Source organism: Kribbella sp. NPDC055110, assembly GCF_053607525.1.
This window is the reverse complement of the sequence record NZ_JBSGTS010000038.1, coordinates 24,511-49,359: the sequence shown is the minus strand read 5'-3', so window position 1 is coordinate 49,359 and position 24,849 is coordinate 24,511. Positions and strand designations below refer to the sequence as shown.

Genomic DNA, 24,849 nt, shown 5'->3' with positions numbered 1-24,849 from the left:
GCAACCCCAACCACACCCAGAACCGTGGCCCGAGCCAGAGCCGCACCCGGCGCCCAGGCCCCCGGGGGGGGCCCCCCCCCCCCCCGCTGCTCGGTGGTACCCAGAGCCGGGAGGCGAAGGCCGACGGCTCGTGGAACGTCCGGCGGGTGTCCGGGTCCGCGTCCGCGAAGTCGTACCGCTGCCCGGGCTGCGACCAGCAGATCCTGCCGGCCACCCCGCATGTCGTCGTGTGGCCGGAGAACCCCAGCCTGCTCGGTGCTCTGGGCGGTGCGCAGTCGCTCGACGAGCGGCGCCATTGGCACACTGCTTGCTGGCAGCGCAGCCGATGAAAGGGTTCTCGGTGAGCTCGGTGAAGGGTTGTTGGGCATGAAGCTTCCGGTCACGGCGTACGGCGAAACCGGTACGCCGGTCGTGGTGATGCACGGGTTGTTCGGCTCGGGACGGAACTGGATGACCGCCGCGCGCCGGCTCGCGGACCGGCACCGGGTGTTCGCGTTCGACCTGCGCAACCACGGCACCTCGCCGCACGTCGAGACGATGAGCTACCCGGAGATGGCCGACGACGTCCGCGAGACGATCGAGTCGCTCGGGGTCGGGCCGGTCGCGCTCGTCGGGCACTCGATGGGCGGCAAGACCGCGATGCTTACCGCGCTGCAGCATCCCGCGGTGGTCGAGCGGCTCGTGGTTGTCGATGCGGCGCCGGTTGCATACCCGCCGGCGTTCGTCGAGTACGCCCGAGCGATGCGGAACGCCGACCTGTCCTCGATCACCCGTCGCGCTGAGGTCGACGCCCAGCTCGTCGACGCCGTACCGACGCCTGGGACGCGCGCCTTCCTGCTGCAGAACCTGATCCTCGACGCCGACGGCGCCCGGTGGCGACCGAACCTTCCGGTCATCGAGGCTTCGCTGCCGGCGATCTCCGGCTGGCCCGCCGATGCTGCCGGCCTGGTGTACGACGGGCCGACGCTGTTCATCTACGGCGGCAAGTCCGACTACGTCCAACAGGACCACCGCGCGACGATCGCGACGTACTTCCCGCAGGTGCAGTACGCCGAAGTCCCCGAGGCCGGCCACTGGGTCCACGCCGAACGCCTCGACGACTTCTTGGCAGCACTCACCCCGTTCCTGCCGTAGAGCAGCCAGCCTTCGCCCCTCCGCGCACTCGTCTAGAGTGCCGTGAGACCAGCTGGGAGAGCGCTGATGGTGAGTTTCGACTGGGGACTTGATGAGCCGCCCGCGGCACCCGGCGACGGGCGCGTGGCGCTTCCACCCGCCGACCTACCTGAGGTGGTTGAGCTGGTAGATCAGGGCTGGAGTATGGCACCGGAGGAACCCCTCTGGGTCTTCTTGCCTGCGGTATGGCCCAGAACTCATCGAACGTGGGTGGTGGACCGTTCGACACGCTGGGTCGAGCATTCGCGTGACGGCATCGTTGTCGAACGCGTGCCATGGTCCGCCGACTTGTACGCGGAGGTCGAGGCGGACTCCAACGGTTTGCTGGCCGAGGCAGAGGTTCCACCCCGGCCGGCCAACCGGCTCTGGCTGCTCAAGCCGCCGTCACCCGATATCTCTGTCCAGGCCGTGCTCGACCGGGTGCTCGAGCCGACTGTGTCCCCGGACAGCGAGATCGTCCCAAGCTGCAATCCCGCCTTCGTCAGTCACGCACACCGGACGGTCCACGGACTCTTCAGGTGACCACGGTGGTACTGACAGGTGGGTGGTAAACGGTTGTCCGTAATCCATTGACCTCTGACTGGAAGTATCGGTAAGTTTTCAACCCAGTTCCTGCAGGATCCATGATCTGGGTTGGTGGTGGCGATGGTGGTCCGGACCGGCGCGCAGCGTCTGGCCGAGGACCCGGGGTTGGTGCCGGACGGGCGCCTGGGACTGATCACGAACTTCACCGGCGTGCTGCCGGACCTGACGCCGACGTCGGTCGCGTTGGGTGCGGCCGGGTTGCCGCTGGCGGCGTTGTTCGGTCCCGAGCACGGCCTCCGCGGTACGGCGCAAGCGGGTGCGAGCGAAGGGGAAGGCGTCGACCCCGACACCGGGCTACCGGTGTTCGACACCTACCGACGTACGTTGGCCGAACTCGACGACCTGTTCTCCGGTGTCGACGTGCTGCTGTTCGACATCCAGGACATCGGGACGCGGTTCTACACCTACGTCTGGACGATGTACGACTGCCAGCAGGCGGCCGCCCGGCTTGGTATGCCATTTGTGGTGCTGGACCGGCCGAACCCGCTGGGCGGCGTCCGGGTCGAGGGACCGCTGCTGCAGCCCGGGTTCGAGAGCTTCGTCGGGCGGGCGCCGATCCCGCTCCGGCACGGGCTGACGGTCGGCGAACTCGCCCTGCAGTTGGGCACGGCAACGGTCGTCTCCGTCGAGGGTTGGACCCGTTCGACCACCGGGACCGGTATGCCATGGGTGCCCCCTTCGCCGAACATGCCGACCCCGGACACGGCTTTGGTATACCCCGGCACCGGATTGTTCGAGGGCACGAACCTCAGCGAGGGCCGCGGTACGACGCGACCGTTCGAGACGATCGGGGCGCCGTACGTCGACGACCGGCTCGTGCCGGCGCTGCGCGCGTGTGAGCTGCCTGGGGTGATCTTCCGGCGGACGTGGTTCGAGCCGGTGTTCCACAAGTACGCGGGCCAGGCGTTGTCCGGCGTACAGCTGCATGTCGTGGACCCGGAGGCGTTCGAGCCGGTGCGGACCGCGTTGGTGATGCTGCGGGTGCTGAACGAGCTGTATCCCGACGACTTCGATCTGCTGCCGTCGCTCGACAAGTTGTGGGGTTCGGACTCGCTGCGGAAAACGCTGGAGGCCGGTGACGACCCGGTCGAACTCTTGCCCGCGGCAACCACACCGGCCGGATGGGTACGCGACGGCGTACTGCTCTACGAAGGGACAGACCGATGATCCGCTCGTTCCAAGTTGGTGACGGGCCGGCGATCGCCGCCGCGTGGACCGCTGCCGCACCGGCCGATCCGATCAGCTACCAGCGGTTCCGCGACCTGTTCCTGCTCGACCGCAATTTCGACGCGGCCGGTCTGCAGGTGGCCGTGATCAATGATCAGATCGTCGGCGCCGCGTACGCCGTCCGCCGGCTGATCGCCGTCGACGCCGACGACCTGGAGCCGGCGTCCGGCTGGATCCCCTTCTTCTTCGTGCATCCGGAGTACCGCGGTCGTGGCCTCGGGCGTGAGTTGTTGTCCGCGGCAATGGACTGGATCCGCTCCCACGGACGGTCCGAGGTGTACTTCTCGTCGTACACGCCGAACTACTTCCTCCCCGGTCTCGATGCAGCCCGCTACCCGTCAGCCGCTCGACTGCTCGCCGCGCTGGGTTTCGAGCGCGGGTACGACGCGGTCGCGATGGACCGCAGCCTCGCCGGGTATGCCAAGCCGGTCGAGGTCCGTAAGCGGATCGACGCGCTGACGGCCGAGGGCTACAGCTTTGGTACACCATCCGACGACGAGCTGACCGCGCTGATCGCGATCGCCGGCGCGGAGTTCAACCCGGACTGGGCGCGCGCGATCCGCGAAGGCGTCGTATCCGGTCTGCCATTGCACCGCATTGTGGTCGCACGCGATCCGAGCCGGGCGATCCTCGGCTGGGCGATGCACGGGACGTACGAGGCGGTGATCGACCGCTTCGGGCCGTTCGGCGTCCTGCCGGCCTCCCGCGGCACCGGGCTCGGGAAGGTGCTGCTGCACCTGACGCTCGAGCGGATGGTCGCCGCCGGCGCGCATAGTGCCTGGTTCCTGTGGACCGGCGAGAAGTCCGCCGCCGGGCAGCTGTACCTGAAGACAGGTTTCGACATCACCCGCACGTTCACCATCCTCCGGGCGCCCCTGCTCCCGGATGGCGGGAAGGAATGACATGAGGATTTCCAGAGGTCTGCGGCTTGCCGTTGCGCTCGGACTGCTCGCCACGGCCGCGGCCTGCGGCGGCAGTGAAGCGGGTGGAGGCGGTGACAAGGTCGAGCTGACGCTGCTGAGCCACTACAGCGACGGCCCGTCCAAGGAAGGGCTGGACAAGATGATCCAGCAGTGGAACAAGGAGAACCCGAAGGTCCAGGTGAAGGCGCAGGTGGTCAAGTTCGACGACCTGCTCACCACGATGACGGTCCGGCAGACCGGAGGCCGCGGCGCCGACATCGTCAGCGCGTACGGCCTGTGGGGCGGCCAGTTGATGAAGGCGAACGTCGTGGCGAAGGTCCCCGACGACATCGCGACCAAGATCAAGGCGGAGTACAGCCCGGCCGCGCTCGGCGCGGTCACCACCGGCGACACGTTGCTCGGCTACCCGACCGAGCTGAACACCTACGTGCTCTTCTACAACAAGAAGATCCTCGCCGCGGCCGGCATACCAAAGCCACCGACCACCTGGGCCGAGCTCGCGGATGCCGCCAAGAAGACGGTGAAACGGGATGCCAAGGGCAACATCCAGGTCGAGGGCCTCAGCCTGATCCAGGACGGCGACAACAAGTCCGTGCACCCGTTCTTGTCGCTCCTCGACGCGGCCGGCGGGAAGTTCCTCGCTCCGGACGGTACGGCGCAGTTCGACAACGCCGAGGGCAAGGCGGCGCTGAAGTTCGAGGCCGACCTCGCGGCCGCGAAGGCGACCAACCCGTCGATCATGCCGACCAAGCAGTTCCGCAGCGGCGGTGTCGCGATGGCGATCCAGGCCGGCTGGTGGATCGGCAGCCTGAAGACCCAGATGAAGGACAAGTACTCCTCCGACGTCGGCGTGACCGCGATCCCGGGGCCGACCGCGGGCAGCAAGGGCTCGCTGGCGTACGGGTTCTTCATGGGCGTGAACCAGCGCAGCAAGCACGGCGACGAGGCGTGGAAGTTCCTGACGTGGATGAACGAGCACAAGGCTTCCGAGAGCAATGGCACGGACGGCCAGGTGACGGAGACGGGCAAGTGGCTCGCGGATCAGGGTCTGATCCCGCCGCGGTCCGCTGACCAGGCGGAGTACAAGAAAACGCTGTCCGACCCGAACCTGGCGCCGATCTACGACGCGGCGACGTACGCGATGGCCGAACCCAACCAGCCGGGCGCGTACGAGGCGAAGACCGCGCTGCACAACGCGATCATGGGTGTGCTTGCCGACGGCAAGAACCCGGACGACGCGCTGGCGCAGGCCGCCAAGGCGGTCAAGCCGCAATGACGGCCGCGGTCGGCCAGGCCGGTGCCGTTGTGGTGCCGGCCCGGCGGCTCGGCAAGCTGCAGCGCGAGGGACGGGCGGCGTACCTGTTCCTCGCGCCGGCGTTGCTGTTCTTCTGCGTGTTCCTGATCCTGCCGTTCGTCTTCGCGATCGTGCTCGCGTTCTCCGACTGGGGCGGGTTCGACCTCGGGACCCTGAAGTGGGCCGGCACGGCGAACTTCACCGACGTCCTGAGCTTCGACGGGACGTTCGTCAAGCCGATCCTGGTGAACACGCTGCTGTTCGCGTTCGGGTCGGTGTTCCTGGCCACGTTCGGGTCGGTACTGGTTGCCTACTGCATCGATCGGCTGGCGTTCCAGGGGTTCTGGCGGGTGCTGTACTTCCTGCCCGTGGTCGCGACGGTCGTGGCCATCGGCAACGTGTGGAAGATGATGTACCAGCCGGCCGGGCTGATCAACGGCGCCCTGAACAAGCTCGGCGTGAACAGCATCGGGTTCCTGTCCGATGCGTCGTACGCGCTGCCGTCGGTGACCGTCGTACAGGCCTGGGCCTCGATCGGCGGCGCCGTCCTGATCCTGACCGCCGGACTGAAGGCGATCCCGGAGATGTACTACGAGGCGGCCGAGGTGGACGGGGCGAGCTCGTGGCACATGTTCTGGTCGATCACGGTGCCGTTGCTGCGGCCGGCCCTGCTGTTCGTGCTGATCACGCAGTTCATCGGCGGGTTGCAGTCGTTCGCGCTGATCATCGTGATGACGGGTGACGGCGGTCCGGTGAACGCGACCAACGTCGCGGCGTTCGAGATGTACCAGCGGGCGTTCAAGTACGGCGCCTGGGGTACGGCGAGCGCGATGGCGATGGTGCTGTTCGTGATCATCCTGGCGATCACGTTGCTGCAGTTGTGGGTCGCCCGGCGGCGCGGAGAGGAGACCTCGTGAGGCGGCACGGCAAGTTCCCGTGGTTCGCGTACCTGGTCGTGATCCTCGGCGGGGTGGCGATGGTGATGCCGTTCCTGGACATGGTGATGAGCTCGTTCAAGGGTGCGGGCGAGTACGGCGTGATCCCGTACAAGCTGCTGCCGGAGTCGTTCAATCTGGACAACTACCGCGAGGCGTTCTCGCAGCTGGAGCTGCCGCGGTTGTTCCGCAACAGCGTGATCGTCACGGTCAGCGTGACGGTGTCGGTGCTGATCACGTCCGCGCTGGCCGGGTACGCGCTGGCCAAGCTGCGGTTCCGCGGGCGAGCGGTGATCTTCCGGTTCATCCTCGCGACGATGATGCTGCCGCCGTTCCTGCTGCTGATCCCGACGTTCCTGATCATGCTCAACTGGCCGCTGGCCGGCGGCAACGACTTCCTCGGCCGCGGCGGTGACGGCGGGCTGACGACCAGCCTGCTCGCGCTGATCCTGCCGTTCACGGTCTCCGGTTTCGGGATCTTCCTGATGCGGCAGTTCATGATCTCGCTGCCGGACGAGATGCTCGAGGCGGCCAAGATCGACGGTGCGAACCAGTGGCAGATCTGGCGGCTGATCGTGCTGCCGCAGACCAAGCCGGTGGCGATCACGCTCGGGCTGATCACGTTCATCGGCACGTGGAACGAGTACATCTGGACGCTGCTGATCTCGTCGTCCGACCCCTCGTTGCAGACGCTACCGGTCGGGATCCAGTTGCTGCAGAGCTTCCTCGATCCGGACCGCACCATGCCGATCGTGATGGCCGGGCTGGTGATCAGCACGTTGCCGGTGCTGTTCGTGTTCCTGGTGTTCCAGAAGTACTACGTGCGTGGCGTCGTACTCAGTGGCCTCAAGTGAGGAGACCTTCGTGACCAGATCAGTGCTCGCCGTCGGTGCGCATATCGGCGACATGGACCTGACCGCCGGGCCGACGCTGGCCAAGCTCGTCCTGGAGGGCGCGTCGGCGACGATCGTCGCGCTGACGCCGGGGGAGCGCGGGCACCCGCGGCTGACGCCGGCCGAGTACAAGAAGCAGAAGATCGCCGAGGGTACGGCGTTCGCGGAGGCGATCGGCGCGGACTTCCTGGTCCTCGACAACAGCGACGGTTTCCTCCCCGACACCGACGACGTGGCCCTGCAGCTCGCCCAGATCATCCGCGAGAAGCAACCCGACACGATCATCACGCACTGGAAGCACTCCATCCACCGCGATCACGAACACACCGCCGTACTCGCCGAACGCGCTCGCTTCCTGGCCGGTCTGCCCATCGACCCCGCCGACGATTTCGCCGCCATCACGCCGTACGCCGCCTTGGCCGAGAAGCTGTCCGCGCTGCCGCGGCACGGTGTGCGCTCGTTCCTGCACGCCGAGAACTGGGAGGACATGGAGGGCTTCACGCCTTCGCTGTACGTCCCGATCCCGGAGGAAGCCTTCTACCGCTGGGTGTCCGCGATCCGGCACCAGGCGTTCGCGCGCGGCGAGACGTACGGGTTCCGGTACATCGACTACTACACCGCACTGATGACCACGCGCGGCTGCCTGGCCTCGTACCCGAGGGCGTGCGCGTTCCAAACGAACCAGTCCCCAGAGGTCACCAAACTTGCCGGACCATAGGAGATCTGTCGGCGGTCGGCCGTAGGGTCGTGGTTGGCTCTGTCAGCGGATGGTGGGAGTAGGCGTGAGTGAAGTCCGGCTGGTTGTTCAGGGTGACGACTTCGGGATGTGTCATGCGGTCAACGTGGGGACGGTGCAGGCGTTTCGCGAAGGGATCTTGACGCAGGCGTCGACCATGGCGGCCTGTCCGTGGTTCACCGAGGCGGCGGCGCTCGCGCGTGAGTTCGCCATCCCGGTAGGAGTGCATCAGACGCTGACGTGTGAGTGGGACTTCCTGCGGTGGCGCCCGCTGACGGACGGGGCGACGTTGGTGGGGGAGGACGGCACGTTCCGGCGTACGGTCGAGGAATCGCGCGCCGCGGTGAGCCATGCGGACGCGGTGCGGGAGTTGTCGGCGCAGGCGGCGAAGTTCGCGGCGGAAGGGCTGGCGCTCGAGTATCTCGACGTACACATGGGGCAGGCGGCGCCGGCGGCGTACGACGAGGTATCGGCGGCGCTCGGGAAGCCGTTCATCTACGGGCCTGAGGAAGCGAAGCGGTTCGGATCGATCGAGACGTTGAGCGACCGGGACGCCGTGGACAAGAAGCCTTGGGTGCTCGAGTATCTGGACAAGCTGACGCCCGGCGTGCACCTGCTCGTCACGCATTGCGCGGCGGCGGAGCCTGAACTCGCCGCCCTTCACCGCCCCGGCTCATACACGTATCGCTGGGCCGAGGAATACCGCCTGTCCGACCAGGCAATCGTCACCGACCCCGAAATCCGCCAGGCCATCGCCGACCGATCCATCCAACTCACGACGGTCCGCGAGGCCTTCGCCGACTGACATCCTCCGCCGAGTCGTGAATATCGGCTGCCGGGTCGAGCCGATATTCACGACTCGTCGTACGGCGTCTCAACCATTTGCCACGACTCGGCGAGCGGGCTTCTGTGGAGCGCAGGGCGCCGGGTGGTTTGCCGGTCGCGGCCTTGACGTGGCGGGAGAGGTGGCTGACGGAGTTGTAGCCGGTCAGCTCGGCGATCGCCTGCAGTGGGAGGGTCGAGTTGCGGATGTGGGAGAGCGCGTGGCGGAGGCGGACGGCCTGCAGCGCTGACTGGGGGCTGGTGTTGCGCAACCGGGTGAACACGGCACGCAGGCCCGAGGGGGAAATCCCCAGACCGGCGGCGACGTCGGCGATCCGCAGTCCGGCGGCGAACTGCTCCTCGAACAGCTGCTCCGCTTGAGCGACCAGCTGTTCAGCGGGCGTCGGCGGTGGGCTGGCGGCGCGGCGGAGGCGGAGGTCAAGTTCGGCGAGAAGGAGTGCCCGGAGTTCCTCGATGTTCTCGCGCACCAGGGCGTCGAAGACCCGGCCCAGAGTGTGGTCGGCGTCGTCGTAGCAGAGGCGCGGCCACGGGTGGGTGGCGGCGGCGTCCACCTGGAGGAAGCGGTTCGCGTATCCGGTGCGGCTCTGCTCGGCATGCCACGTGCGCGGTGGGGTGAGGAGGACGGTGCCGGGCGTGGCGTCGTACGTCACGTCGCCGACGGGGCAGGTGATCCGGCCGCGAACGTAGTACACAAGCTCCCAGGACGTGTGCGCGTGCGACGGGTAGTCCTTGCCAGGCGCAGCCGTGTGTACGCCGGCGCCGAGCAGTCGTGGCGATTTGTGCATAAGCCCTGTCGCCTCCTGCATTGATTCCCTGGTACGACGCAACGATGCTGGCATCGATTCGTGCATCTTGTGAAGGAGCACTGCGCTATGGATATGGCGACTGCACTACGCGAGCTCGGCGTGACGGACGACGTACTCACGCAGGACGAGAAGGACCAGCTCGACCGCGACGGATTCCTTCCGCTGCAGGGGATTCTCGCTGCGGAGGAGGTGGCGGCGATCAACGAACGGCTGGCCGAACTGACCGCAGCCGAGGGGGATCGGGCCGGCCGCGAGGTGCATCAAGAGCGGGGCGCGGACCGGCTGTCGGACCTGGTGAACAAGGACCCGAGGTTCGAGGTGTGCTTCAGCCACCCGCGCGTACTGGCGGCGATGCGGCACGTGCTGGGCGACTTCCGGCTGTCGTCGCTGAACAGTCGCGCGGCACTCCCCGGCAAGGGCCACCAGGCGCTGCATGCCGACTTCGATCACCCGGTCGAACCCGGCCAGTACGAGGTGTGCAACTCGATCTGGCTCCTCGACGACTTCACCCCGTCGAACGGTGCCACCCGAGTAGTCCCCGGCTCCCACCGACGCGGCACCATGCCCGGCGACGAAATGCCCGACCCCGCCGCCGCCCACCCCGACCAGATCCAACTACTCGGCCAGGCAGGCACGGTAGTCATCTTCAACAGCCACCTCTGGCACGGCGGCACCCAGAACCACACCAACAACCCCCGCCGAGCCCTCCACTCCTACTTCACCCGCCGCCACCTACCCCAGCAACTCGACCAGCAGGCCTACATCCGCCTGAACACCTACACCCGCCTAACCCCCGCCCAACACTTCATCCTCGACGTCACCACCTGAAAACCGTCTAGCTGGTGTACGGGCCGATCCGCGGATCGGCCCGTAGACAAGCCGGTTGGGGAGGGTTACCTACCCGAATCGGGTAGGTAACCCTCCCCAAGTTGTTCGGTTCGTGGGTTAGGAGGCGTCGGCTTTGCGGACCCAGACTTCTCGGATGATGAGGAGGATGGCGGCGGCCGAGGGGATGGCGAGGAGGGCGCCGACGACGCCAAGGAGGGCGCCGCCGAGGAGGGCGGCGATGACGGTGACGGCACCGGGGATGTCGACGGCTCGGCGCATGATGCGCGGTGCCACGACGTAGTTCTCGACCTGCTGGTAGATGATGCCGTAGATCAGGCAGGCGATACCGATCCCGACGCCGCCGGTGAAGCCGATCAGGGCGACCACGACGACGCCGATCAGGCCGCCGACCATCGGGATGAAGTCGCAGAACATCACCACGATCGCCAGCGCCACGGCGTACTCACGCAGCCCGACGATCTCCAGGAAGATGAACATCATGACGCCGGCGGTCAGCGCCACCAGGAACTGGCCGCTGACGTAGCCGCCGACCCGTCCGAGAACCTCGTCGCCGAGGATCGAGACGCGGGTACGGCGGGTGCGCGGGACGAGGCTGTACGCCGCGCGCTTCACCGACGGGAGTGAGGCGAGGAAGTACAGCGTCAGGACCAGGATCGTGAACGTGTTGAACAGCGCGCCCGCGACCGCCTTGCCGACGCCGAGGATGCCGCCGAACGCGCGTTGCGCCAGCGCCGGATCCTGGATGTACTCCTGGGCCTTCTGGATGAAGTGGTACTTGTTGTTGAGTTCGTTGAGGGTCCTCGACTTGGTCAGCAGGTCGAGCCACTCGGGGGCGTTCTTGATCAGGCTGTTGATCTGGTCGCTGACGACCGGGACGATCGCGACCCCGACGCCGGCGACCGCGAGGATCATCAGCAGGAACACCACGCCGACGGACAGGCCGCGCTTCAGGCCGCGGCGCATGAACCACTCGACCAGCGGGTTCAGACCGACCGCGATGAACATCGAGACCAGGAGCAGGATCAGGACCGAGCGGGCCTGGCCGGCAGCGTTCCACAGACCCAACGCGACGAGTACGCCGAGCGCGGCGAAGAACCCGAACGTGAACGGGTTCCCCCGGCGCAGCGGCGGACCCGGCGTACCCATCCCTACCGACGGGTGCCGCTCTTCGATCAGCAGCTCGTCCGCGAGGTTGGTGTCGCCGTCCTCTCCATCCTCGGCAGCAGCCTTGTCAGCGGCGGCGTCGGCCTCGTCGGCGGACTCGTTCGCCTTGTCAGCAGAGGCGTCGGCCTTCTCGGCGGACTCGTCGGCCTTGTCTGCTGAGGTGGCGGCGTTCGTTGCGGCTTGTTCGCTCTTGCCGGCGGCGGCCTGGGCTTCCGCGGCGGCGGACTTCGCTTCGCGCGTGGCGTCGGCGAGGTCCTGGTCGGGGGTCGCTGTGGAGGTGTCGTCGCCGGCTGGCGTCACATCTTGTCCTTCGGGGATCGTGCGCTCGAGGTGGCCGCATCGGTCTTCTCGTCGTCCGCGGACGACTCGTCGTCGGAGGACTTCGCCGAGCTGGAGCGCGGCGTCTGGACCCGAGTGTCGTCGCTCGCGAGGTCATTCAGCCGGAACTCGTCCACCATGGTCGAGTCCTTCGGCTCCTCGTCGCCGTCCGAATCCTTGGAGTCAGCGGTCTCGGCAAGGTCGGCATCGTCGGCGAGGGCGGCAAGCTCGGCGAGGTCGGCGGCGTCGGCATCAGGGTCGGCCGGGCCGCCGGCGGTCCTGCTGCTCGTGCCGGCGAGGTCGGGGGCGTCCTTCGGGTCGATGCGCAGGCCGGTGTCGATCCGGGTCTCGTCGACGCGGGCGTCCCCGGCGCCGATGCCGACGAACGGGCTGGAACCCGTGAACGGTCCTTCGGTGTCGTACGACGACTCGCGCGAGGATCCCGTCGACAGGCCCGCGGCCGGCGTCGCCCCCGGGAACGGGTTGTCAGCCGCCGTCGCCGCCGGGAAAGGGCTCTCGTCATCCCCAACCTCCGATGCACCCGACCCAGCCGGAGGCGAGCCAAGCGAACCCGAGCCAGCCGGAGCTGAGCCGAGTGCGGAGGACTCGAAGGTGGTGCCCGAGGTGGGCGGGTCGGAGGGGAACGTGGTGGAGGGCTCGGCCGCGAAGGGGCTGCCGATGCCTGTGCCGGTCGCACCTGCCGGGGGACGGGGGGACTCGGCGGGGCGGGCGAACGGGTTCACGTACGGGGCCGCGGCGGTCTCCGAGTCCAGCTCGGCAGCCTGACGGGCGATGTTGCTGGCGATCTCGTTCAGGCCGGCGATCTGGGTGAGGATGCCGTCGCGGCGCTTGGCGAGGCGCTCGGTCTCGCGGGCGACGACGGTACGGGACCGCTCCGCCTCGTCGGCGGCGTTCGCCAGCTCGGCCTCGGCGCGGGTGCGCGCGGTGGTCAGCAGCTGCTCGGCCTCCCGGCGCGCGCGGGACAGCGTCCGCTCGGCGGACTCTTCGGCCTCGGCGCGGATCTTGCGGGCCTGCTCGGTCGCCTCGGCCACCCGGCGCTCGGACGCCTCGGCGGCCTCCTTCATCTGGGTGGTCAGGCTGTCGGTGTCGGCCGCGATCTGCTGGTGCTTGTCGGCCAGTTCCTTGGCCTGCTGCTCGCGCTCGTCCGCCAGCCGCGCCCGCAGCGCCGCCGACTCGCGCTGGATCGCGGTCCGGATCTTCTCGGCCTCGTGCAGCGCGCCGTTCTTGAGCGTGCTCGCCTGCGACTCGGCGGTCAGCTGCAGCTGCTCCGACTTCCGCCGGGCTGCCTGCAGCACCTCGGCCGCCTCGGTCTCCGCCGTACGCCGCAGTTCGGCCGCGTCACCCTCGGCGGTACGGCGCATGCTGTCCGCCTCGTTGAGCGCGACGGTCCGGATGTCCTCGGCCTCGCGGTCACCGGTCGCCCGCGCCGCGGCCGCTTCCTTGGCCGCGTTCGCGCGGAGTTCCTCGGCCTCGCGCTTGGCCTCCTCCAGCGCCTCGGACGCCTGGTCCTGGGCGAGCCGCAGGATCTGCGCGGCCCGGTCGCCGAGACCGGCGTACGACGGGTTCGCGCTGGCCTCGAGCTGGCGACGCGTCTCCGCCAGCTGGTGCTGCATCGGCGCGACACTCTGCTGCAGCTCGTCGGCGCGGTTGCGTGCCTCGCCGAGTTGCATCTCCAGCGCGCGGACATAGTCGTCCACGGCCTGCTTGTCGTACCCGCGGCGACTGACCGGGAAGCCCCCGGCCGCTGTCGCCGTGCGGTCGAAGAACGGCAGGCTCGACTCGTCAGGCATTCTCCCGAGGTTCCCTTCTGGCGGCTCAGCGTGAATCCCCCACCATAAGCCTGTCAGAACCCACCCGAAACCAGCCAATCGGGAGTCGGCGGCAACTACCTGTTGCGGAAGCGATTAATTGCGGTCAGATGCTGCTCGCGGAGGGCTGGGTCGCGGACGCCGAGGCCTTCGGTGGGGGCCAGGGTGAGGACGCCGACCTTGCCCTGGTGGAGGTTGCGGTGGACGTCGTACGCCGCCTGCGCGGTGTCCTCGAGTGGGTAGACCTTGCTGACCGTCGGGTGCACCATCCCCTTGGCGATCAGCCGGTTGGCCTCCCAGGCCTCGCGGTAGTTGGCGAAGTGCGAGCCGATGATTCGCTTCAAGTTCATCCACAGGTACCGGTTGTCGTACTCGTGCATGAAGCCGGACGTGGACGCGCACGTCACGATCGTCCCGCCGCGCCGCGCGACGTACACCGAGGCCCCGAACGTCTCCCGCCCCGGGTGCTCGAACACGATATCGGGGTCGTCGCCGCCGGTCAGCTCCCGGATCCGCGCTCCGAACCGCTTCCATTCCTTCTGGTCCTGGGTGTGCTCGTCCTTCCAGAACTTGTACCCCTCGGCGGACCGGTCGATGATCAGCGAGGCGCCCATCGCGCGGCAGATCTCGGCCTTCTCCGGCGACGACACCACGCACACCGGGATCGCGCCGCCGTTCAGCGCGAACTGCGTCGCGTAGGAACCGAGACCGCCGGACGCGCCCCAGACCAGCACTACGTCGCCCTGCTTCATGTTGGCACCGTTCGCGGACACCAGCTGCCGGTACGCCGTACTGTTCACCAACCCCGGCGACGCCGCTTCCTCCCACGTCAGGTGAGCCGGCTTCGGCATCAGCTGGTTCGACTTCACGAGCGCGATCTCGGCGAGACCGCCGAAGTTCGTCTCGAAACCCCAGATCCGCTGCTCGGAGTCGAGCATCGTGTCGTTGTGCCCGTCCGGCGACTCCAGCTCGACCGACAGGCAGTGCGCGACCACCTCGTCGCCCGCCTTCCACGCGTTCACGCCCGGTCCGGTCCGCAGTACGACGCCCGCCAGGTCGGAGCCGACCACGTGGTACGGCAGGTCGTGCCGGGCCGTCAGCGGCGACAGTTTCCCGTACCGCTTCAGGAACGAGAAGGTCGACACCGGCTCGAAGATCGACGTCCAGACGGTGTTGTAGTTGATCGCGCTGGCCATCACCGCGACCAGCGCCTCACCCGGCCCGAGCTCGGGCGTCGGTACGTCGTCGAGGTGCAGACTCTTGCGCGGATCCTTCTCCTTGCTGTCCAGCCCCTCGAACATCGTCGCCTCGTCGGCGTGCACGGTGATCCCGCGGTAATGGTCCGGTACGTCGAGCTCGCCGACGGCGGCGCTGTCACCGGCAAGGATCGCGTCGAGGATCTGCTTCACGTCGTACCTCCTGAAGCGGCGGTCTGGGTGAGCGGAACTTACCGTCGAGTATGCGCGCGTGGCTGTGCCGTGTAACACACTGGAGGACGGTTGAGACGACCGTCACTTTTGCAGTCCACCGTTGTCAGTGGTCTTATCAACGCAATCTGGTGTGCAGTCGTACTTGGGTGAAGTCGTCCCCGGACCGCAACTGCGCCAGGTCGCACAGCTGATTGGCGAGCCAGACGCCCCGCCCGCCGAGCCCGTCGAGCGGCGGCAGCACCCGTCCGACGAGCAGGTCGTCGATCCGCCCGCAGTCCTGTACGTCGCAGATCAGCGTGCCATCGGCGATCCAGACCGCCAGCCGCCCGCGCCCGCCGCCGAACCGGATGCTGTTCGTGCAGATCTCGTGCAACGCCAGCGACAGGTCCTCGAGCCGGTCCCGTGACACACCGTGCGACGCCGCCTGCCCACTCAGCCATTGCCGGATCTGCCCGAGCTCGTCCGCCCCGAACTCCCACCGCTCGGCCCGATCCGGTACGTCGTCCAGCGCGATCCGAAACTCCTTCTCCGCAAGGCCATCCGCGGTCGACCGAGTGGCACCGGAATGCGTGACGGTCGGGTCGATGCCGACGGACGCGTCGTACCCGCAGTACAGCCGGAACTCCCGGTCCTGCGCGAACGCGATGTCGGACAGCGCCTCGTGCAGCAGCACCTCGTCGTACGCCGCCGCGCTGCGTCCCGGGTATGCCGGCTCGCAGAGTCCGCGCACCGGTCCGGGATGCTGCTCGATGACGCCCCGCCAGTACGGGATCAGCCGCGCAGGGTTGCCCCCGGCAACGGTCATGTCGACGAACCGGACCTCATGCTGCAGCGGTCCGAGAGCGTCGCGCAGTACGGCGATCCGCTCCGGCGGTAACACGGCCACGGTGGTTTCACCCGCCGCCAGACCCTCCTGCACGAACGCAGCGGAGCGCTGCACGAACTCCTCGTCCGACACGTGGACAAAGGCGTCGTGCAGGAATCCGGCCGGCGCACCGTGCAAGGAGTCGGTGGCGCTGTCCTTCAGCACCCGATCAGCGTAGTCCGCCAACGAGGCCGACGAGACTCGAATAGCGCGCCGTCACGCCCAGGTCCCGCCTGGTCACCCTGCGCCTGGACCCTAGTGCGGGGTGGCCGGCTCCACGAGTTCGACCAGGACCCCGCCGGCTGACTTCGGGTGGACGAAGTTGACGCGGGAGCCGGCGGTGCCGCGCTTCGGCTCGTCGTACAGCAGGCGGGCGCCGCGCTCGCGCAGGACCTTCGAGACCGCGTCGAGGTCGTGGACCCGGTAGGCGAGCTGCTGGATGCCCGGACCGCGCTGATCGAGGAACTTCGCGATCGGCGAGGCGTCCGACAGCGGCGCCAGCAACTGGATCGAGGAACCCGAGTCGCCGACCGAGAGCATCGCCTCCCGGACGCCCTGCTCCTCGTTGATCTCCTCGTGCGCCACGGTCATGCCGAACACGTCGGCGTAATACCGGACGGCCTCGTCGAAGTCGGGCACCGCGATGCCGACGTGGTCGATCGCGTCGAACAGCTGATCCATCCCGCCAGCGTGGCGCACGACGTACCCGCGAGACCATCGAAAGTGGCCCAGCCGACACCATCCGTGTGACCCGTCTGACGTCATCGAGCAGCGGCGTACCAGTGCGGTCGCAGGTATCGTGACGGCATGTCTGACACGCGGAACCACAGCGTCATCGTCGCCGGTGCACGGACCCCGATCGGGCGGTTGCTGGGTGGCCTCAAGGGCTTCACCGGAGCAGAGCTCGGCGGGTTCGCGATCAAGGGCGCACTCGAGAAGGCCGGCGTCGCGCCGGACCAGGTCGAGTACGTGATCATGGGCCAGGTCCTGCAGGCCGGCGGCGGTCAGATCACCGCCCGCCAGGCCGCGGTCAAGGGCGGCATCCCGATGGATGTGCCGGCCATCACGATCAACAAGGTCTGCCTGTCCGGGCTGAACGCGATCGCGCTCGCCGACCAGCTGATCCGCGCCGGCGAGTACGAGATCGTCGTCGCCGGCGGCATGGAGTCGATGACGAACGCGCCGCACCTGCTGCCGAAGTCCCGCGAGGGCTTCAAGTACGGCGACACCACGCTGGTCGACTCGATGGCGTACGACGGGTTGTGGGACGCGTTCACCGACCAGGCCATGGGCGCGCTCACGGACCAGGCGAACAACGAGCGCCAGAAGCTGAGCCGCGCGGAGCAGGACGAGTTCAGCGCCCGTTCGCACCAGCGCGCCGCCGAGGCCTGGAAGAACGGACTGTTCGCCGACGAGGTCGTCCCGGTCGAGGTCCCGCAGCGCAAGGGCGACCCGATCGTGGTGGACAGCGACGAAGGTGTCCGCGGTGACACGTCGGTCGAGGTGCTGGGCAAGCTGCGGCCCGCGTTCGGCAAGGACGGCACGATCACGGCCGGATCGGCGTCGCAGATCTCCGACGGCGGTTGTGCGGTCGTCGTGATGAGCAAGGCGAAGGCCGAGGAACTCGGGCTCAGCTGGATCGCCGAGATCGGCGCGCACGGTTCGGTCGCCGGGCCGGACTCGTCGCTGCAGAGCCAGCCGGCCAACGCGATCGCGAAGGCGTGCGCGAAGGAAGGCATCCAGCCCGCGGACCTCGACCTGATCGAGATCAACGAGGCGTTCGCGGCGGTCGGGATCGCGTCCGCGCGCGAGCTCCAGGTCGGCGACGACAAGGTGAACGTGAACGGCGGCGCAATCGCGCTCGGCCACCCGATCGGGATGTCCGGCGCGCGCCTCGTGCTGCACCTGGCGCTGGAGCTCGGCCGTCGCGGCGGTGGCGTCGGCGCGGCCGCACTGTGCGGCGGCGGCGGCCAGGGCGACGCGCTGATCGTCCGCGTCCCGAAGAGCTGATGCCGCGCAGGACCGCGCCGGTCGGTGAGTTGGTTGGGCGGGCCCGGGAGGGTGAGTCCCGGGCCGTCGCGCGGCTGATCTCACTGGTCGAGGACGAGTCGCCGCTGCTGCGCGAGGTGATGGCCGAGCTGGCGCCGTACGCCGGTCATGCGCACATCGTCGGCATCACGGGCTCGCCCGGGGTCGGCAAGTCGACGTCGACGTCGGCCCTCGTGTCGGCGTACCGCGAGACCGGGAAGCGCGTCGGCGTACTCGCGGTGGACCCGTCGTCGCCGTTCTCCGGCGGCGCGCTGCTCGGGGACCGGGTGCGGATGCAGGACCACGCGACCGACCGCGGGGTGTTCATCCGGTCGATGGCGTCCCGCGGGCATCTCGGCGGGCTGTCGTGGTCGACGCCGCAGGCGCTGCGGGTGCTGGACGCGGCCGGGTTCGACGTGGTGCTGGTGGAGACGGTCGGGGTCGGGCAGTCCGAGGTGGAGATCGCCGGGATGGCCGACACGACGCTGGTGCTGCTGGCGCCGGGCATGGGTGACGGCATCCAGGCGGCCAAGGCCGGGATCCTCGAGGTCGGCGACATCTATGTCGTGAACAAGGCGGACCGGGACGGCGTCCAGTCGGTGACCCGGGACCTGCGGTCGATGCTGGCGCTCGCCGAGCGGTCCGAGGGCGCCTGGTTGCCGCCGATCCTCAAGACGGTCGCGTCCCGCAACGAGGGCGTCGCCGAGGTGGTGCAGGCGATCGAGGACCGGCTGGAGTGGATGCGCGGGAACGGCGTACTCACCGAGCGCCGGCGGAGTCGCGCGCGGGACGAGATCGAGGCGATCGCCACGACCGCGCTGCGGGCCCGGTTCGCGCACCTGCACGGGGACGCGCGACTCGACGTACTCGCAGCGAAGGTCGCGGACGGCGGCACCGACCCGTATTCGGCGGCCGACGAGTTGATCGCCGCTTTGTGACACTTGTCTCGCCATGGAACAATCGACCACGTAGTGTCACATGGTGTCTTTGCATTTCGTTCATCAGAAGTTGTGCCGAATTCGGGCAAAGGCCGCAGGATTTCCACCGGGTACGGCGATCCGCGTCTCAGGGCGGCGCGCCGATGGCTGCCTTGCCCCCGGATCCGTTACAGAATGGACCTTGTGGCTGGTGAGCATTGTGCGGTGGGCTGTGTTCAGTCAGTGACAATTGGTCACGGTCCGTGATACAAACTCAGACACAGTCGACCGAGTGGTTAGGAACAAGGAGTGGCGACATGCCGAAGAAGTTGTTGATCTGGTCGCTCATCGCCTTTGCCGGCTTCTATCTCTTCACTCAGCCGGCCAACGCGGCGGGCGCGGTAGGTGGCGCGTTCTCGGCCGTTGGTACCGCGTTCGGAAGTGTCATCACCTTCCTGACGGCGCTGTTCAGCTGATCTGCCGCCTCTGTGTCCCGTTGGCTGTAGTAGTGCGGGACACTTGAGTCGTACGGGGTCACACAACAGCGTGACAGGGGAGTGAACGGATGGCCGGAATTGGCCTGTTCCGGATCTTCGACCCGAAGGTCCGGCGCCATCTGATCTCGGACGAGGGCGAAGTCGTCATCGACGAGGTGCGGCACCACTGGGTGGTGTTCACGGTGCCGATGCTCGAGGTCGTCCTCGCGGCGGCGCTGCTGCTGACGATGGCCACCACCGCGATCGGCGGGCAGCCGGTGCTGCTGGCGATCGTTCTGGTGCTGCTCAGTCATGCCTTCTGGCAGTTCCTCACCCAGCATCGGGACCGGTTCGTGGTCACCAACATGCGGGTCATGCGGATCCGCGGCGTCTTCTCGCAGACGGTCGCGACCACCCCGATCGCCCGGGTCCTCGACATCACGCTGCAGAAGCCGATCATCGGGCGGATGCTCGGCTACGGCCACTTCGTGTTCGAGTCGGCCGCGCAGGACCAGGGCTTCCGCGAGATCAAGTGGGTCAGCCGGCCCGACGACCGCGACCTGACCATTCAGCGCGTCATCCAGCGCACCGGCCTGCGTGCCTCCGCGAGCGTCGACGTACTGCAGGGCGACGAGGACTCCGACGACGACGGCACCGGCCCGATCGGAATGGACTCGGCCCAGGAGGTCACCGCGAGCACACCAGCTCCGGCCGCCGCGCACCCGTCCCGTCCCGCCTCGCCACCCTCCTCGAAATCCATCTTCAACAGCGAACGCGGCAACTGGACCGACAACGAGTAGTCCGCCGGCATCTCCGGTCGTACGGGTGAGTCCGCATCCGGGACTCGGAACAGGCCATGGAGTGCTGACACCTGACATTTCCTGTCCCCACCCACCAACTCCTGTTCCCACTCCAGTCTCCGCAGGCAACCGAGGGCGCAGGCCCCGCATGAAGCCCAAGAGAACGGTTATCCGGCTCTTGCGACTGACGTGTGGGTGGGTCGACGGGGTTCTGGAGCGGGTGCCGGGCCTGGCGTGATGTGCACGCTCGACAGGATGTGTCGGGTGTCTGGGTAGTGCACCTGAGCGTGAACGCCCCCGCGCGTACACCGTCTCGCCGGTGCACTACCTGTCGAGCGTGCACATCACCCCGCCGCGAGCAGCCGCGCCACCACCAACCCGATCACCCAGCCGGCACCAAACCCACCCATCCGGCAGAAGACCGGATATCCGGCTCTTGTGACGGATGTGTGGGGCGGTGTGGCTGCCAGGTGTGGGTGTGCGAGCTGGGGACTGCCACCCACCTGAAGCGACCAGCCAACGTCCCCAGTCGCTCCCGTCATCCCGGCTGGACTGATCGGCCTGGTCGGCCCACTCGCCTGGGCTCGGGCGTGTGTGTGCTGCGGGTCTTGTGCAGGTCGACAGTACGTATACGTCCACTGGCGCGCGGTCCGGCCCGCCGCCCGGTGCGCGGTGCCGGGTCGTAGACGTATACGTACTGTCGAGCTGCAGATTGCGTCGCACCGCGTCTCTACGGGACCGTGGTCGGCCGGTTGCCGGGGGAACACACCGTCTCTGGGTGCTGTGCACAGGAAATACCAGGTCCCGGCCCACCAGAACCTGTCTCACGGCCCGCAACTCACCCACACATCCGACACCAGAGCCGGATATCCCCTCGCGTTGGGGGTTCTCCCCTCTAGTACCAACGGAGAAGGCACAACGCCGTCGGATATCCCCTCGTGTTGGGGTTCTCTGCTGGTGTACGAGGGATATCCAGCTCCGTGCCTCAGCGCCGTGACGTGCGCCCGGGCGCTCGGCCCGGCTACTCGGGGAGTCCCGACTCAACCCTGGTGCCTGCACATGCGTTGCTAGAGCCGGTTGGTTGTTCAGGTGTCGTGCCGGTGGTGGTTGGCGAGCTGGTGGAAGTGGTTGCGGCGGCGTTCTCGGTGGGGGCGTTCGGGATGGTTGGGTGGGGCGGTGTCGAGGGCCTGCTGCAGTTCGTCGGCGGCTTCGGCGTAGCGGGAGCGGCGGGCCAGGAGTTCGCCGCGGACGGCGTGCCGGCGTGAGCTGGGCGGGATCTCGTCGAGCAGTTCGAGGGCGGTGTCGACGTCGCCGGTTTCGGCGATCGCGACGACGCGGGCGAGTTCGGCGGCGGGGCTGGGGGAGACCTCGACCAGCAGGTCGTACAGGCGGACGATCTCGCGCCAGTCGGTCGCGGTGTAGCTGGGTACGCGCGCATGTTCGGCCGCGATCGCGGCCTGCAACTGGTACGCATCGGCCTGCCGCGCGGACCGCTCCAGCGAGTCGTTGAGGAGCGTGGCGCCACGGCGGATGAGGTCTTGATCCCACAACGAGCGGTCCTGCAGATCGAGCGTCACCACCTCTCCGGAGGCGTCGACGCGAGCCGGTCGACGTGCCTCGGTCAGGAGGAGGAGCGACAGCACCGCGGTCGGTGTCGGCTGATCGGGGAGGAGTGAGTGCAGGAGCTCGGCAAGCCGGATCGCCTCCGCGCACAGGTCGACGTCGTACGCCGCCTCGCCCTCGGTCGGCGCGTGGCCCGCGGTGTAGAGGCTGTGTACGACGGCACAGACCGCGGGCAGCCGTTCGGGTAGGTCGGTCTCGGCCGGCACGCGGTACGGGATGCGCGCGGCGGCGATCTTCTGGCGCGCGCGGACCAGCCGCTTCGTCGTGGCGACCTCGGTCGTCAGCAGTACGCCGGCGATCTGGGCGGGGGATAGGCCGCAGAGGGTGCGGAGCGCGAGGGCCACGCGGGTCGGTGGGGACAGCGAGGGGTGGCAGCAGGTGAAGATCAGCCGCAGTAGGTCGTCCTGAACGACGTCTTCGGGATCGAGCGCACCGTCCGGGTCGAGCGCGCGGTCCGCGTCGGATGGGTGCCCGCCCGGGTTGCGGCGGGTGAGGTCCAGGAGTTCGGAGCCGGCTCGTTCCTTGCCGGTGCGGGCGCGTTCGCGGCGGATGATGTCGATCGCCTTTCGGCGGGCGGTGACGGTCAGCCAGGCGCGCGGCTCGGGCGGTGCGCCGGTCACCGGCCACGCACCGAGTGCCGCCAGGGCCGCCTCCTGGACCGCGTCCTCGGCGAGCTGGACGTTGCCGACGGTCCGGATCAGGCTCGCGAGAATCCGCGTCCCCTCGATCCGGATCGTCTCGGCCACCGCGTCGTACCGCCCGCTCACAGGAGGATCGTCGTACCGCTCGCTCGCAGGTCGATCGTCGTACCGCTCGCTCGCAGGTCGATCGTCGTACCGCTCGCTCACAGGTCGATCGTCGTGCGGCTCGTTCGCGGGAGGGTCGTCGGACCGCTTGTTCGCGGGACGATGCGGATCGGCTTCGCGGGTGCGGCGTGCGGCGTTCACGGGATCTGGTCCACGGTTCTACTTGGCCGCGATCACCGGCCGGACCTCGACTGCGCCGCCCCAGGCTGCCGGGATCTCGGCCGCGACTCGCACCGCCTCCTCGAGGTCCTCGGCCTCGATCAGGTAGTAGCCGGTCAGCGCTTCCTTGGTCTCGGCGTACGGTCCGTCGGTGGTGACCACCGGCCCGCCGCGGGCACCCTCGACCCGGACGACCGTTGCCGTCGAGGTCGGATGCAGGACGGCGCTCGCCTTCACCTGCTCGGCGAACTCGACGCCGAACCTCCGGTACTCGGCCAGCTCGTCGGCCTGCTCGGGCGCCCACCAGTCGACGTCAGCGGTGTAGGTCAGTGCAAGGTACTGCGCCATCGGAGTCCTCCTTCTCGCTGAGACCACTGTGGTCTCTCGTGAAAGGAACGAACAGCCCGTCGGCAAGAGGACATCGTCATTGCGACGCCTCCGAGATTCTCCCGCGGAACGCCCGCACGACGTTCGGATCGCCGACCATCTCGATCGCATCCTCACCGGCCCGCCCCCACAACCACAGGTAGACCTGCGCCGGGTCCCCGGAGACCTCAGCCGCCGCGTCCCCCTCAGCCCCTTGCCGTACGTCGACACTCGTCGCGTCGGCGTACACGGTCCAGGACCGGCCCGCCGCGGTCAGCCGGACGGTCGCGTCGATGGGGTAGGCGGTGTCGCCCTCCTCCCACCACGGTCCACCGAGCGTCGGGTAGAGGACCTCGTCGATCCCGTCGAGGGCCAGCTCGGTGTCGATCGGCGTGACGACATCGTGCGCCTGCTCGACGTCGATGCGATGGATGACGGTCTCGTGCGCCATCCGCCGGTACCAGAACCCGGACGTGGAGTCGCGCGGGTTGAACGTCCACGTCGGCGTCTCGGTCCCGGCGGCTTCCAGGGCGTCGACGATCGCCTTGCGCGCGTCGTCGTACCACTCCAAGGAAGTGAGGCCGGAGAAGTCCGGCGGCCACGGCTTCGGGCGGGCGCCGAGTTTCAGAACCTCGACCTTGTGGACGTACACCATCGCGACGTGCCGCACCACGTCGTCGACCGTCCATCCCGGGCAGCTGGGCACGGGCGCGTCGAGCCCGGTTCGCGCCACCTCGCCGAGCCGGGCGCTGTCGGCCCGCACGTGCTCCAGAAATCTCATGCCCGCACCTTCTCAGAGCCCGCGGACATTTTCAGACGCTCCGCGCCTTCAAAGCCGCCTCCCAGTCCTGGGTCTCGGAATAGCTGATCTCGACCACGCGCTCGGCGAGCAACTTCACCGGCTCCTCGGCCTTGGCGTACCGGCCGGCCTTCTGCGAGTAGAGCCAGGCCTCGTTCCGAAGCTCCTGCGCGGTCCGCGTGTACGTCGGATACGAGTCCTTGAACCCGAACAACGTCCGGATTCCCTCGGCCAGCGCGATCACACCGCCCAGCGACGGGGCGAGCCAGATGGGGGCGTTGATGGCCACCGAGACGGCGATCACCAGGGCGGCGATGAGCTGCACGGTGCCGAGCGCCCGGTACCAGATGCGGGCACGCCGGGCCTGCGCGGCGTACCACCGGAAGCGGATGCTGATCAGCTGCTCGGCGGGCGCATCGGTCCCGAGAGCAGGAAAGTCCGAATCTCTGAGCCTAGACATGGTGGGACAAGTGTCGGGCTAAGGTTCGGCTCATGGCCAGGAAGAGGGCGTTGCCGTTCGATCCGATCGACGAGGCGTCGCGGCAGTGGGGGCGGCGGTGGGGTGCGGTCGAGCAGATGCGCGCCGTGACGTCGCTGATGCGGGCGCAGCAGATCGTGATCAACGAGCTGGACGAAATCCTCCGCAAGCACGGGCTGACGTTCGCCCGATTCGAGGCCCTGGTGCTGCTGACCTTCTCGCGGCGCGGGTCGCTGCCGCTGGGGAAGATGGGGGAGCGGCTGCAGGTGCATCCGACGTCGGTGACCTCGATCGTCCGCCGGTTGGAGGCGGCCGGGCTGGTGACCCGGACGCCGCACCCGGACGACGGTCGCGCTGTGCTCTGCGAGATCACTCCCGAGGGCCGCGACCTGGTCGAACGCGCCACCGCCGACCTGGTCGCCGCCGACTTCGCGCTCTCTGGACTCACCGACGACCAGCTCAAGATGCTCTGGTCCGTTCTCGAGCCCCTCCGCCACAACGCCGGCGACTTCAACTAGAGGCTTTGA

General features: G+C 68.3%; 26 protein-coding genes. 16 read left to right on the top strand and 10 right to left on the bottom strand.

Annotated features, from left to right (window positions below; translation table 11 throughout):
• The first annotated feature begins 146 nt into the window (after window positions 1–146).
• From ACWF0M_RS35420 to ACWF0M_RS35375, 10 genes are all read left to right on the top strand, one after another.
• Window positions 147–329: a hypothetical protein gene (locus tag ACWF0M_RS35420; protein WP_452240124.1), complete on the top strand. Its 183-nt coding sequence runs from the start codon at window positions 147–149 to the stop codon at window positions 327–329.
• A 37-nt stretch (window positions 330–366) separates the two neighbouring features.
• Window positions 367–1,134 carry an alpha/beta fold hydrolase gene (locus tag ACWF0M_RS35415; protein WP_452240123.1) on the top strand — a complete coding sequence of 256 codons (768 nt, stop codon included), beginning with the start codon at window positions 367–369 and terminating at the stop codon, window positions 1,132–1,134.
• 66 nt (window positions 1,135–1,200) lie between these two features.
• Complete coding sequence (locus tag ACWF0M_RS35410) at window positions 1,201–1,695, top strand: DUF5956 family protein (RefSeq protein ID WP_452240122.1); 495 nt, start codon at window positions 1,201–1,203, stop codon at window positions 1,693–1,695.
• Between the two features lie 123 nt (window positions 1,696–1,818).
• Window positions 1,819–2,925 carry an exo-beta-N-acetylmuramidase NamZ family protein gene (locus tag ACWF0M_RS35405; protein WP_452240121.1) on the top strand — a complete coding sequence of 369 codons (1,107 nt, stop codon included), beginning with the start codon at window positions 1,819–1,821 and terminating at the stop codon, window positions 2,923–2,925.
• Window positions 2,922–3,887, top strand: coding sequence for a GNAT family N-acetyltransferase (locus ACWF0M_RS35400; protein ID WP_452240120.1), 966 nt, complete (start codon window positions 2,922–2,924; stop codon window positions 3,885–3,887). The genes ACWF0M_RS35405 and ACWF0M_RS35400 overlap by 4 nt, the downstream gene beginning before the upstream one ends.
• Before the next feature lies 1 nt (window position 3,888).
• Window positions 3,889–5,184 (top strand): extracellular solute-binding protein, encoded by a 1,296-nt coding sequence (locus ACWF0M_RS35395; protein WP_452240119.1) that lies wholly within the window; start codon window positions 3,889–3,891, stop codon window positions 5,182–5,184.
• Entirely contained in the window at window positions 5,181–6,119 is a 939-nt protein-coding gene (locus ACWF0M_RS35390) for a carbohydrate ABC transporter permease (protein ID WP_452240118.1), read from the top strand. The genes ACWF0M_RS35395 and ACWF0M_RS35390 overlap by 4 nt, the downstream gene beginning before the upstream one ends.
• A complete protein-coding gene (locus ACWF0M_RS35385; RefSeq protein ID WP_452240117.1) occupies window positions 6,116–6,991 on the top strand; it encodes a carbohydrate ABC transporter permease in 876 nt (291 codons plus the stop codon). The genes ACWF0M_RS35390 and ACWF0M_RS35385 overlap by 4 nt, the downstream gene beginning before the upstream one ends.
• 10 nt (window positions 6,992–7,001) lie before the next feature.
• Window positions 7,002–7,748 (top strand): PIG-L deacetylase family protein, encoded by a 747-nt coding sequence (locus ACWF0M_RS35380; protein WP_452240116.1) that lies wholly within the window; start codon window positions 7,002–7,004, stop codon window positions 7,746–7,748.
• Between the two features lie 64 nt (window positions 7,749–7,812).
• Window positions 7,813–8,571, top strand: a complete 759-nt coding sequence (locus ACWF0M_RS35375; RefSeq protein ID WP_452240115.1) for a carbohydrate deacetylase — start codon at window positions 7,813–7,815, stop codon at window positions 8,569–8,571.
• On the opposite strand, the gene ACWF0M_RS35370 is transcribed toward ACWF0M_RS35375, so the two are convergent.
• Window positions 8,540–9,394: a helix-turn-helix domain-containing protein gene (locus ACWF0M_RS35370; protein ID WP_452240114.1), complete on the bottom strand. Its 855-nt coding sequence runs from the start codon at window positions 9,392–9,394 to the stop codon at window positions 8,540–8,542. The genes ACWF0M_RS35375 and ACWF0M_RS35370 overlap by 32 nt on opposite strands.
• Window positions 9,395–9,481: 87 nt before the next feature.
• On the opposite strand from ACWF0M_RS35370, the gene ACWF0M_RS35365 reads away from it, so the two are divergent.
• A complete protein-coding gene (locus tag ACWF0M_RS35365; protein ID WP_452240113.1) occupies window positions 9,482–10,243 on the top strand; it encodes a phytanoyl-CoA dioxygenase family protein in 762 nt (253 codons plus the stop codon).
• 117 nt (window positions 10,244–10,360) lie between these two features.
• On the opposite strand, the gene ACWF0M_RS35360 is transcribed toward ACWF0M_RS35365, so the two are convergent.
• The 5 genes from ACWF0M_RS35360 to mce all read right to left on the bottom strand — a co-directional run bounded on the left by ACWF0M_RS35360 (window position 10,361) and on the right by mce (window position 16,551).
• Entirely contained in the window at window positions 10,361–11,728 is a 1,368-nt protein-coding gene (locus ACWF0M_RS35360) for an AI-2E family transporter (protein ID WP_452240112.1), read from the bottom strand.
• Window positions 11,725–13,557 (bottom strand): transposase, encoded by a 1,833-nt coding sequence (locus tag ACWF0M_RS35355; protein WP_452240111.1) that lies wholly within the window; start codon window positions 13,555–13,557, stop codon window positions 11,725–11,727. Before ACWF0M_RS35355 ends, ACWF0M_RS35360 begins: the two co-directional genes overlap by 4 nt.
• A gap of 95 nt (window positions 13,558–13,652) precedes the next feature.
• Window positions 13,653–14,984, bottom strand: coding sequence for a crotonyl-CoA carboxylase/reductase (gene ccrA / locus ACWF0M_RS35350; RefSeq protein WP_452240110.1), 1,332 nt, complete (start codon window positions 14,982–14,984; stop codon window positions 13,653–13,655).
• A 136-nt stretch (window positions 14,985–15,120) separates the two neighbouring features.
• Window positions 15,121–16,035, bottom strand: coding sequence for an anti-sigma factor RsbA family regulatory protein (locus tag ACWF0M_RS35345; RefSeq protein ID WP_452240109.1), 915 nt, complete (start codon window positions 16,033–16,035; stop codon window positions 15,121–15,123).
• Window positions 16,036–16,125: 90 nt separating this feature from the next.
• The gene (gene mce, locus ACWF0M_RS35340; protein WP_452240108.1) at window positions 16,126–16,551 is read right to left on the bottom strand and encodes a methylmalonyl-CoA epimerase; all 426 of its coding nucleotides are present in this window, start codon (window positions 16,549–16,551) and stop codon (window positions 16,126–16,128) included.
• A 126-nt stretch (window positions 16,552–16,677) separates the two neighbouring features.
• Here mce and ACWF0M_RS35335 point away from each other — a divergent pair, with 126 nt between their 5' ends.
• From ACWF0M_RS35335 to ACWF0M_RS35320, 4 genes are all read left to right on the top strand, one after another.
• The gene (locus tag ACWF0M_RS35335) at window positions 16,678–17,880 is read left to right on the top strand and encodes an acetyl-CoA C-acetyltransferase (protein ID WP_452240107.1); all 1,203 of its coding nucleotides are present in this window, start codon (window positions 16,678–16,680) and stop codon (window positions 17,878–17,880) included.
• A complete protein-coding gene (gene meaB / locus ACWF0M_RS35330; protein WP_452240106.1) occupies window positions 17,880–18,836 on the top strand; it encodes a methylmalonyl Co-A mutase-associated GTPase MeaB in 957 nt (318 codons plus the stop codon). Before ACWF0M_RS35335 ends, meaB begins: the two co-directional genes overlap by 1 nt.
• Window positions 18,837–19,132: 296 nt before the next feature.
• Window positions 19,133–19,291 carry a hypothetical protein gene (locus ACWF0M_RS35325; protein WP_452240105.1) on the top strand — a complete coding sequence of 53 codons (159 nt, stop codon included), beginning with the start codon at window positions 19,133–19,135 and terminating at the stop codon, window positions 19,289–19,291.
• 89 nt (window positions 19,292–19,380) lie between these two features.
• Entirely contained in the window at window positions 19,381–20,091 is a 711-nt protein-coding gene (locus tag ACWF0M_RS35320) for a PH domain-containing protein (RefSeq protein WP_452240104.1), read from the top strand.
• A 1,085-nt stretch (window positions 20,092–21,176) separates the two neighbouring features.
• Here ACWF0M_RS35320 and ACWF0M_RS35315 read toward each other — a convergent pair.
• From ACWF0M_RS35315 to ACWF0M_RS35300, 4 genes are all read right to left on the bottom strand, one after another.
• Window positions 21,177–22,661, bottom strand: a complete 1,485-nt coding sequence (locus tag ACWF0M_RS35315; RefSeq protein ID WP_452240103.1) for an RNA polymerase sigma factor — start codon at window positions 22,659–22,661, stop codon at window positions 21,177–21,179.
• Window positions 22,662–22,679: 18 nt separating this feature from the next.
• Window positions 22,680–23,027: a YciI family protein gene (locus ACWF0M_RS35310; protein WP_452240102.1), complete on the bottom strand. Its 348-nt coding sequence runs from the start codon at window positions 23,025–23,027 to the stop codon at window positions 22,680–22,682.
• Window positions 23,028–23,103: 76 nt separating this feature from the next.
• A complete protein-coding gene (locus ACWF0M_RS35305; RefSeq protein ID WP_452240101.1) occupies window positions 23,104–23,826 on the bottom strand; it encodes a maleylpyruvate isomerase family mycothiol-dependent enzyme in 723 nt (240 codons plus the stop codon).
• A 31-nt stretch (window positions 23,827–23,857) separates the two neighbouring features.
• Complete coding sequence (locus tag ACWF0M_RS35300) at window positions 23,858–24,304, bottom strand: DUF4231 domain-containing protein (protein ID WP_452240100.1); 447 nt, start codon at window positions 24,302–24,304, stop codon at window positions 23,858–23,860.
• Window positions 24,305–24,336: 32 nt separating this feature from the next.
• Between ACWF0M_RS35300 and ACWF0M_RS35295 the strand changes: the two genes are divergently transcribed.
• The gene (locus ACWF0M_RS35295) at window positions 24,337–24,840 is read left to right on the top strand and encodes a MarR family winged helix-turn-helix transcriptional regulator (protein ID WP_131463626.1); all 504 of its coding nucleotides are present in this window, start codon (window positions 24,337–24,339) and stop codon (window positions 24,838–24,840) included.
• Window positions 24,841–24,849: the final 9 nt, after the last annotated feature.

Bases quoted from the DNA above. Each gene is read 5' to 3' on its own strand.
- ACWF0M_RS35415 (WP_452240123.1), top strand. From the start codon at position 367: ATGAAGCTTCCGGTCACGGCGTACGGCGAAACCGGTACGCCGGTCGTG.
- ACWF0M_RS35410 (WP_452240122.1), top strand. From the start codon at position 1,201: ATGGTGAGTTTCGACTGGGGACTTGATGAGCCGCCCGCGGCACCCGGC.
- ACWF0M_RS35405 (WP_452240121.1), top strand. From the start codon at position 1,819: ATGGTGGTCCGGACCGGCGCGCAGCGTCTGGCCGAGGACCCGGGGTTG.
- ACWF0M_RS35400 (WP_452240120.1), top strand. From the start codon at position 2,922: ATGATCCGCTCGTTCCAAGTTGGTGACGGGCCGGCGATCGCCGCCGCG.
- ACWF0M_RS35395 (WP_452240119.1), top strand. From the start codon at position 3,889: ATGAGGATTTCCAGAGGTCTGCGGCTTGCCGTTGCGCTCGGACTGCTC.
- ACWF0M_RS35390 (WP_452240118.1), top strand. From the start codon at position 5,181: ATGACGGCCGCGGTCGGCCAGGCCGGTGCCGTTGTGGTGCCGGCCCGG.
- ACWF0M_RS35370 (WP_452240114.1), bottom strand. From the start codon at position 9,394: ATGCACAAATCGCCACGACTGCTCGGCGCCGGCGTACACACGGCTGCG.
- ACWF0M_RS35365 (WP_452240113.1), top strand. From the start codon at position 9,482: ATGGATATGGCGACTGCACTACGCGAGCTCGGCGTGACGGACGACGTA.
- ACWF0M_RS35355 (WP_452240111.1), bottom strand. From the start codon at position 13,557: ATGCCTGACGAGTCGAGCCTGCCGTTCTTCGACCGCACGGCGACAGCG.
- mce (WP_452240108.1), bottom strand. From the start codon at position 16,551: ATGGATCAGCTGTTCGACGCGATCGACCACGTCGGCATCGCGGTGCCC.
- ACWF0M_RS35335 (WP_452240107.1), top strand. From the start codon at position 16,678: ATGTCTGACACGCGGAACCACAGCGTCATCGTCGCCGGTGCACGGACC.
- meaB (WP_452240106.1), top strand. From the start codon at position 17,880: ATGCCGCGCAGGACCGCGCCGGTCGGTGAGTTGGTTGGGCGGGCCCGG.
- ACWF0M_RS35325 (WP_452240105.1), top strand. From the start codon at position 19,133: ATGCCGAAGAAGTTGTTGATCTGGTCGCTCATCGCCTTTGCCGGCTTC.
- ACWF0M_RS35320 (WP_452240104.1), top strand. From the start codon at position 19,381: ATGGCCGGAATTGGCCTGTTCCGGATCTTCGACCCGAAGGTCCGGCGC.
- ACWF0M_RS35310 (WP_452240102.1), bottom strand. From the start codon at position 23,027: ATGGCGCAGTACCTTGCACTGACCTACACCGCTGACGTCGACTGGTGG.
- ACWF0M_RS35305 (WP_452240101.1), bottom strand. From the start codon at position 23,826: ATGAGATTTCTGGAGCACGTGCGGGCCGACAGCGCCCGGCTCGGCGAG.
- ACWF0M_RS35300 (WP_452240100.1), bottom strand. From the start codon at position 24,304: ATGTCTAGGCTCAGAGATTCGGACTTTCCTGCTCTCGGGACCGATGCG.
- ACWF0M_RS35295 (WP_131463626.1), top strand. From the start codon at position 24,337: ATGGCCAGGAAGAGGGCGTTGCCGTTCGATCCGATCGACGAGGCGTCG.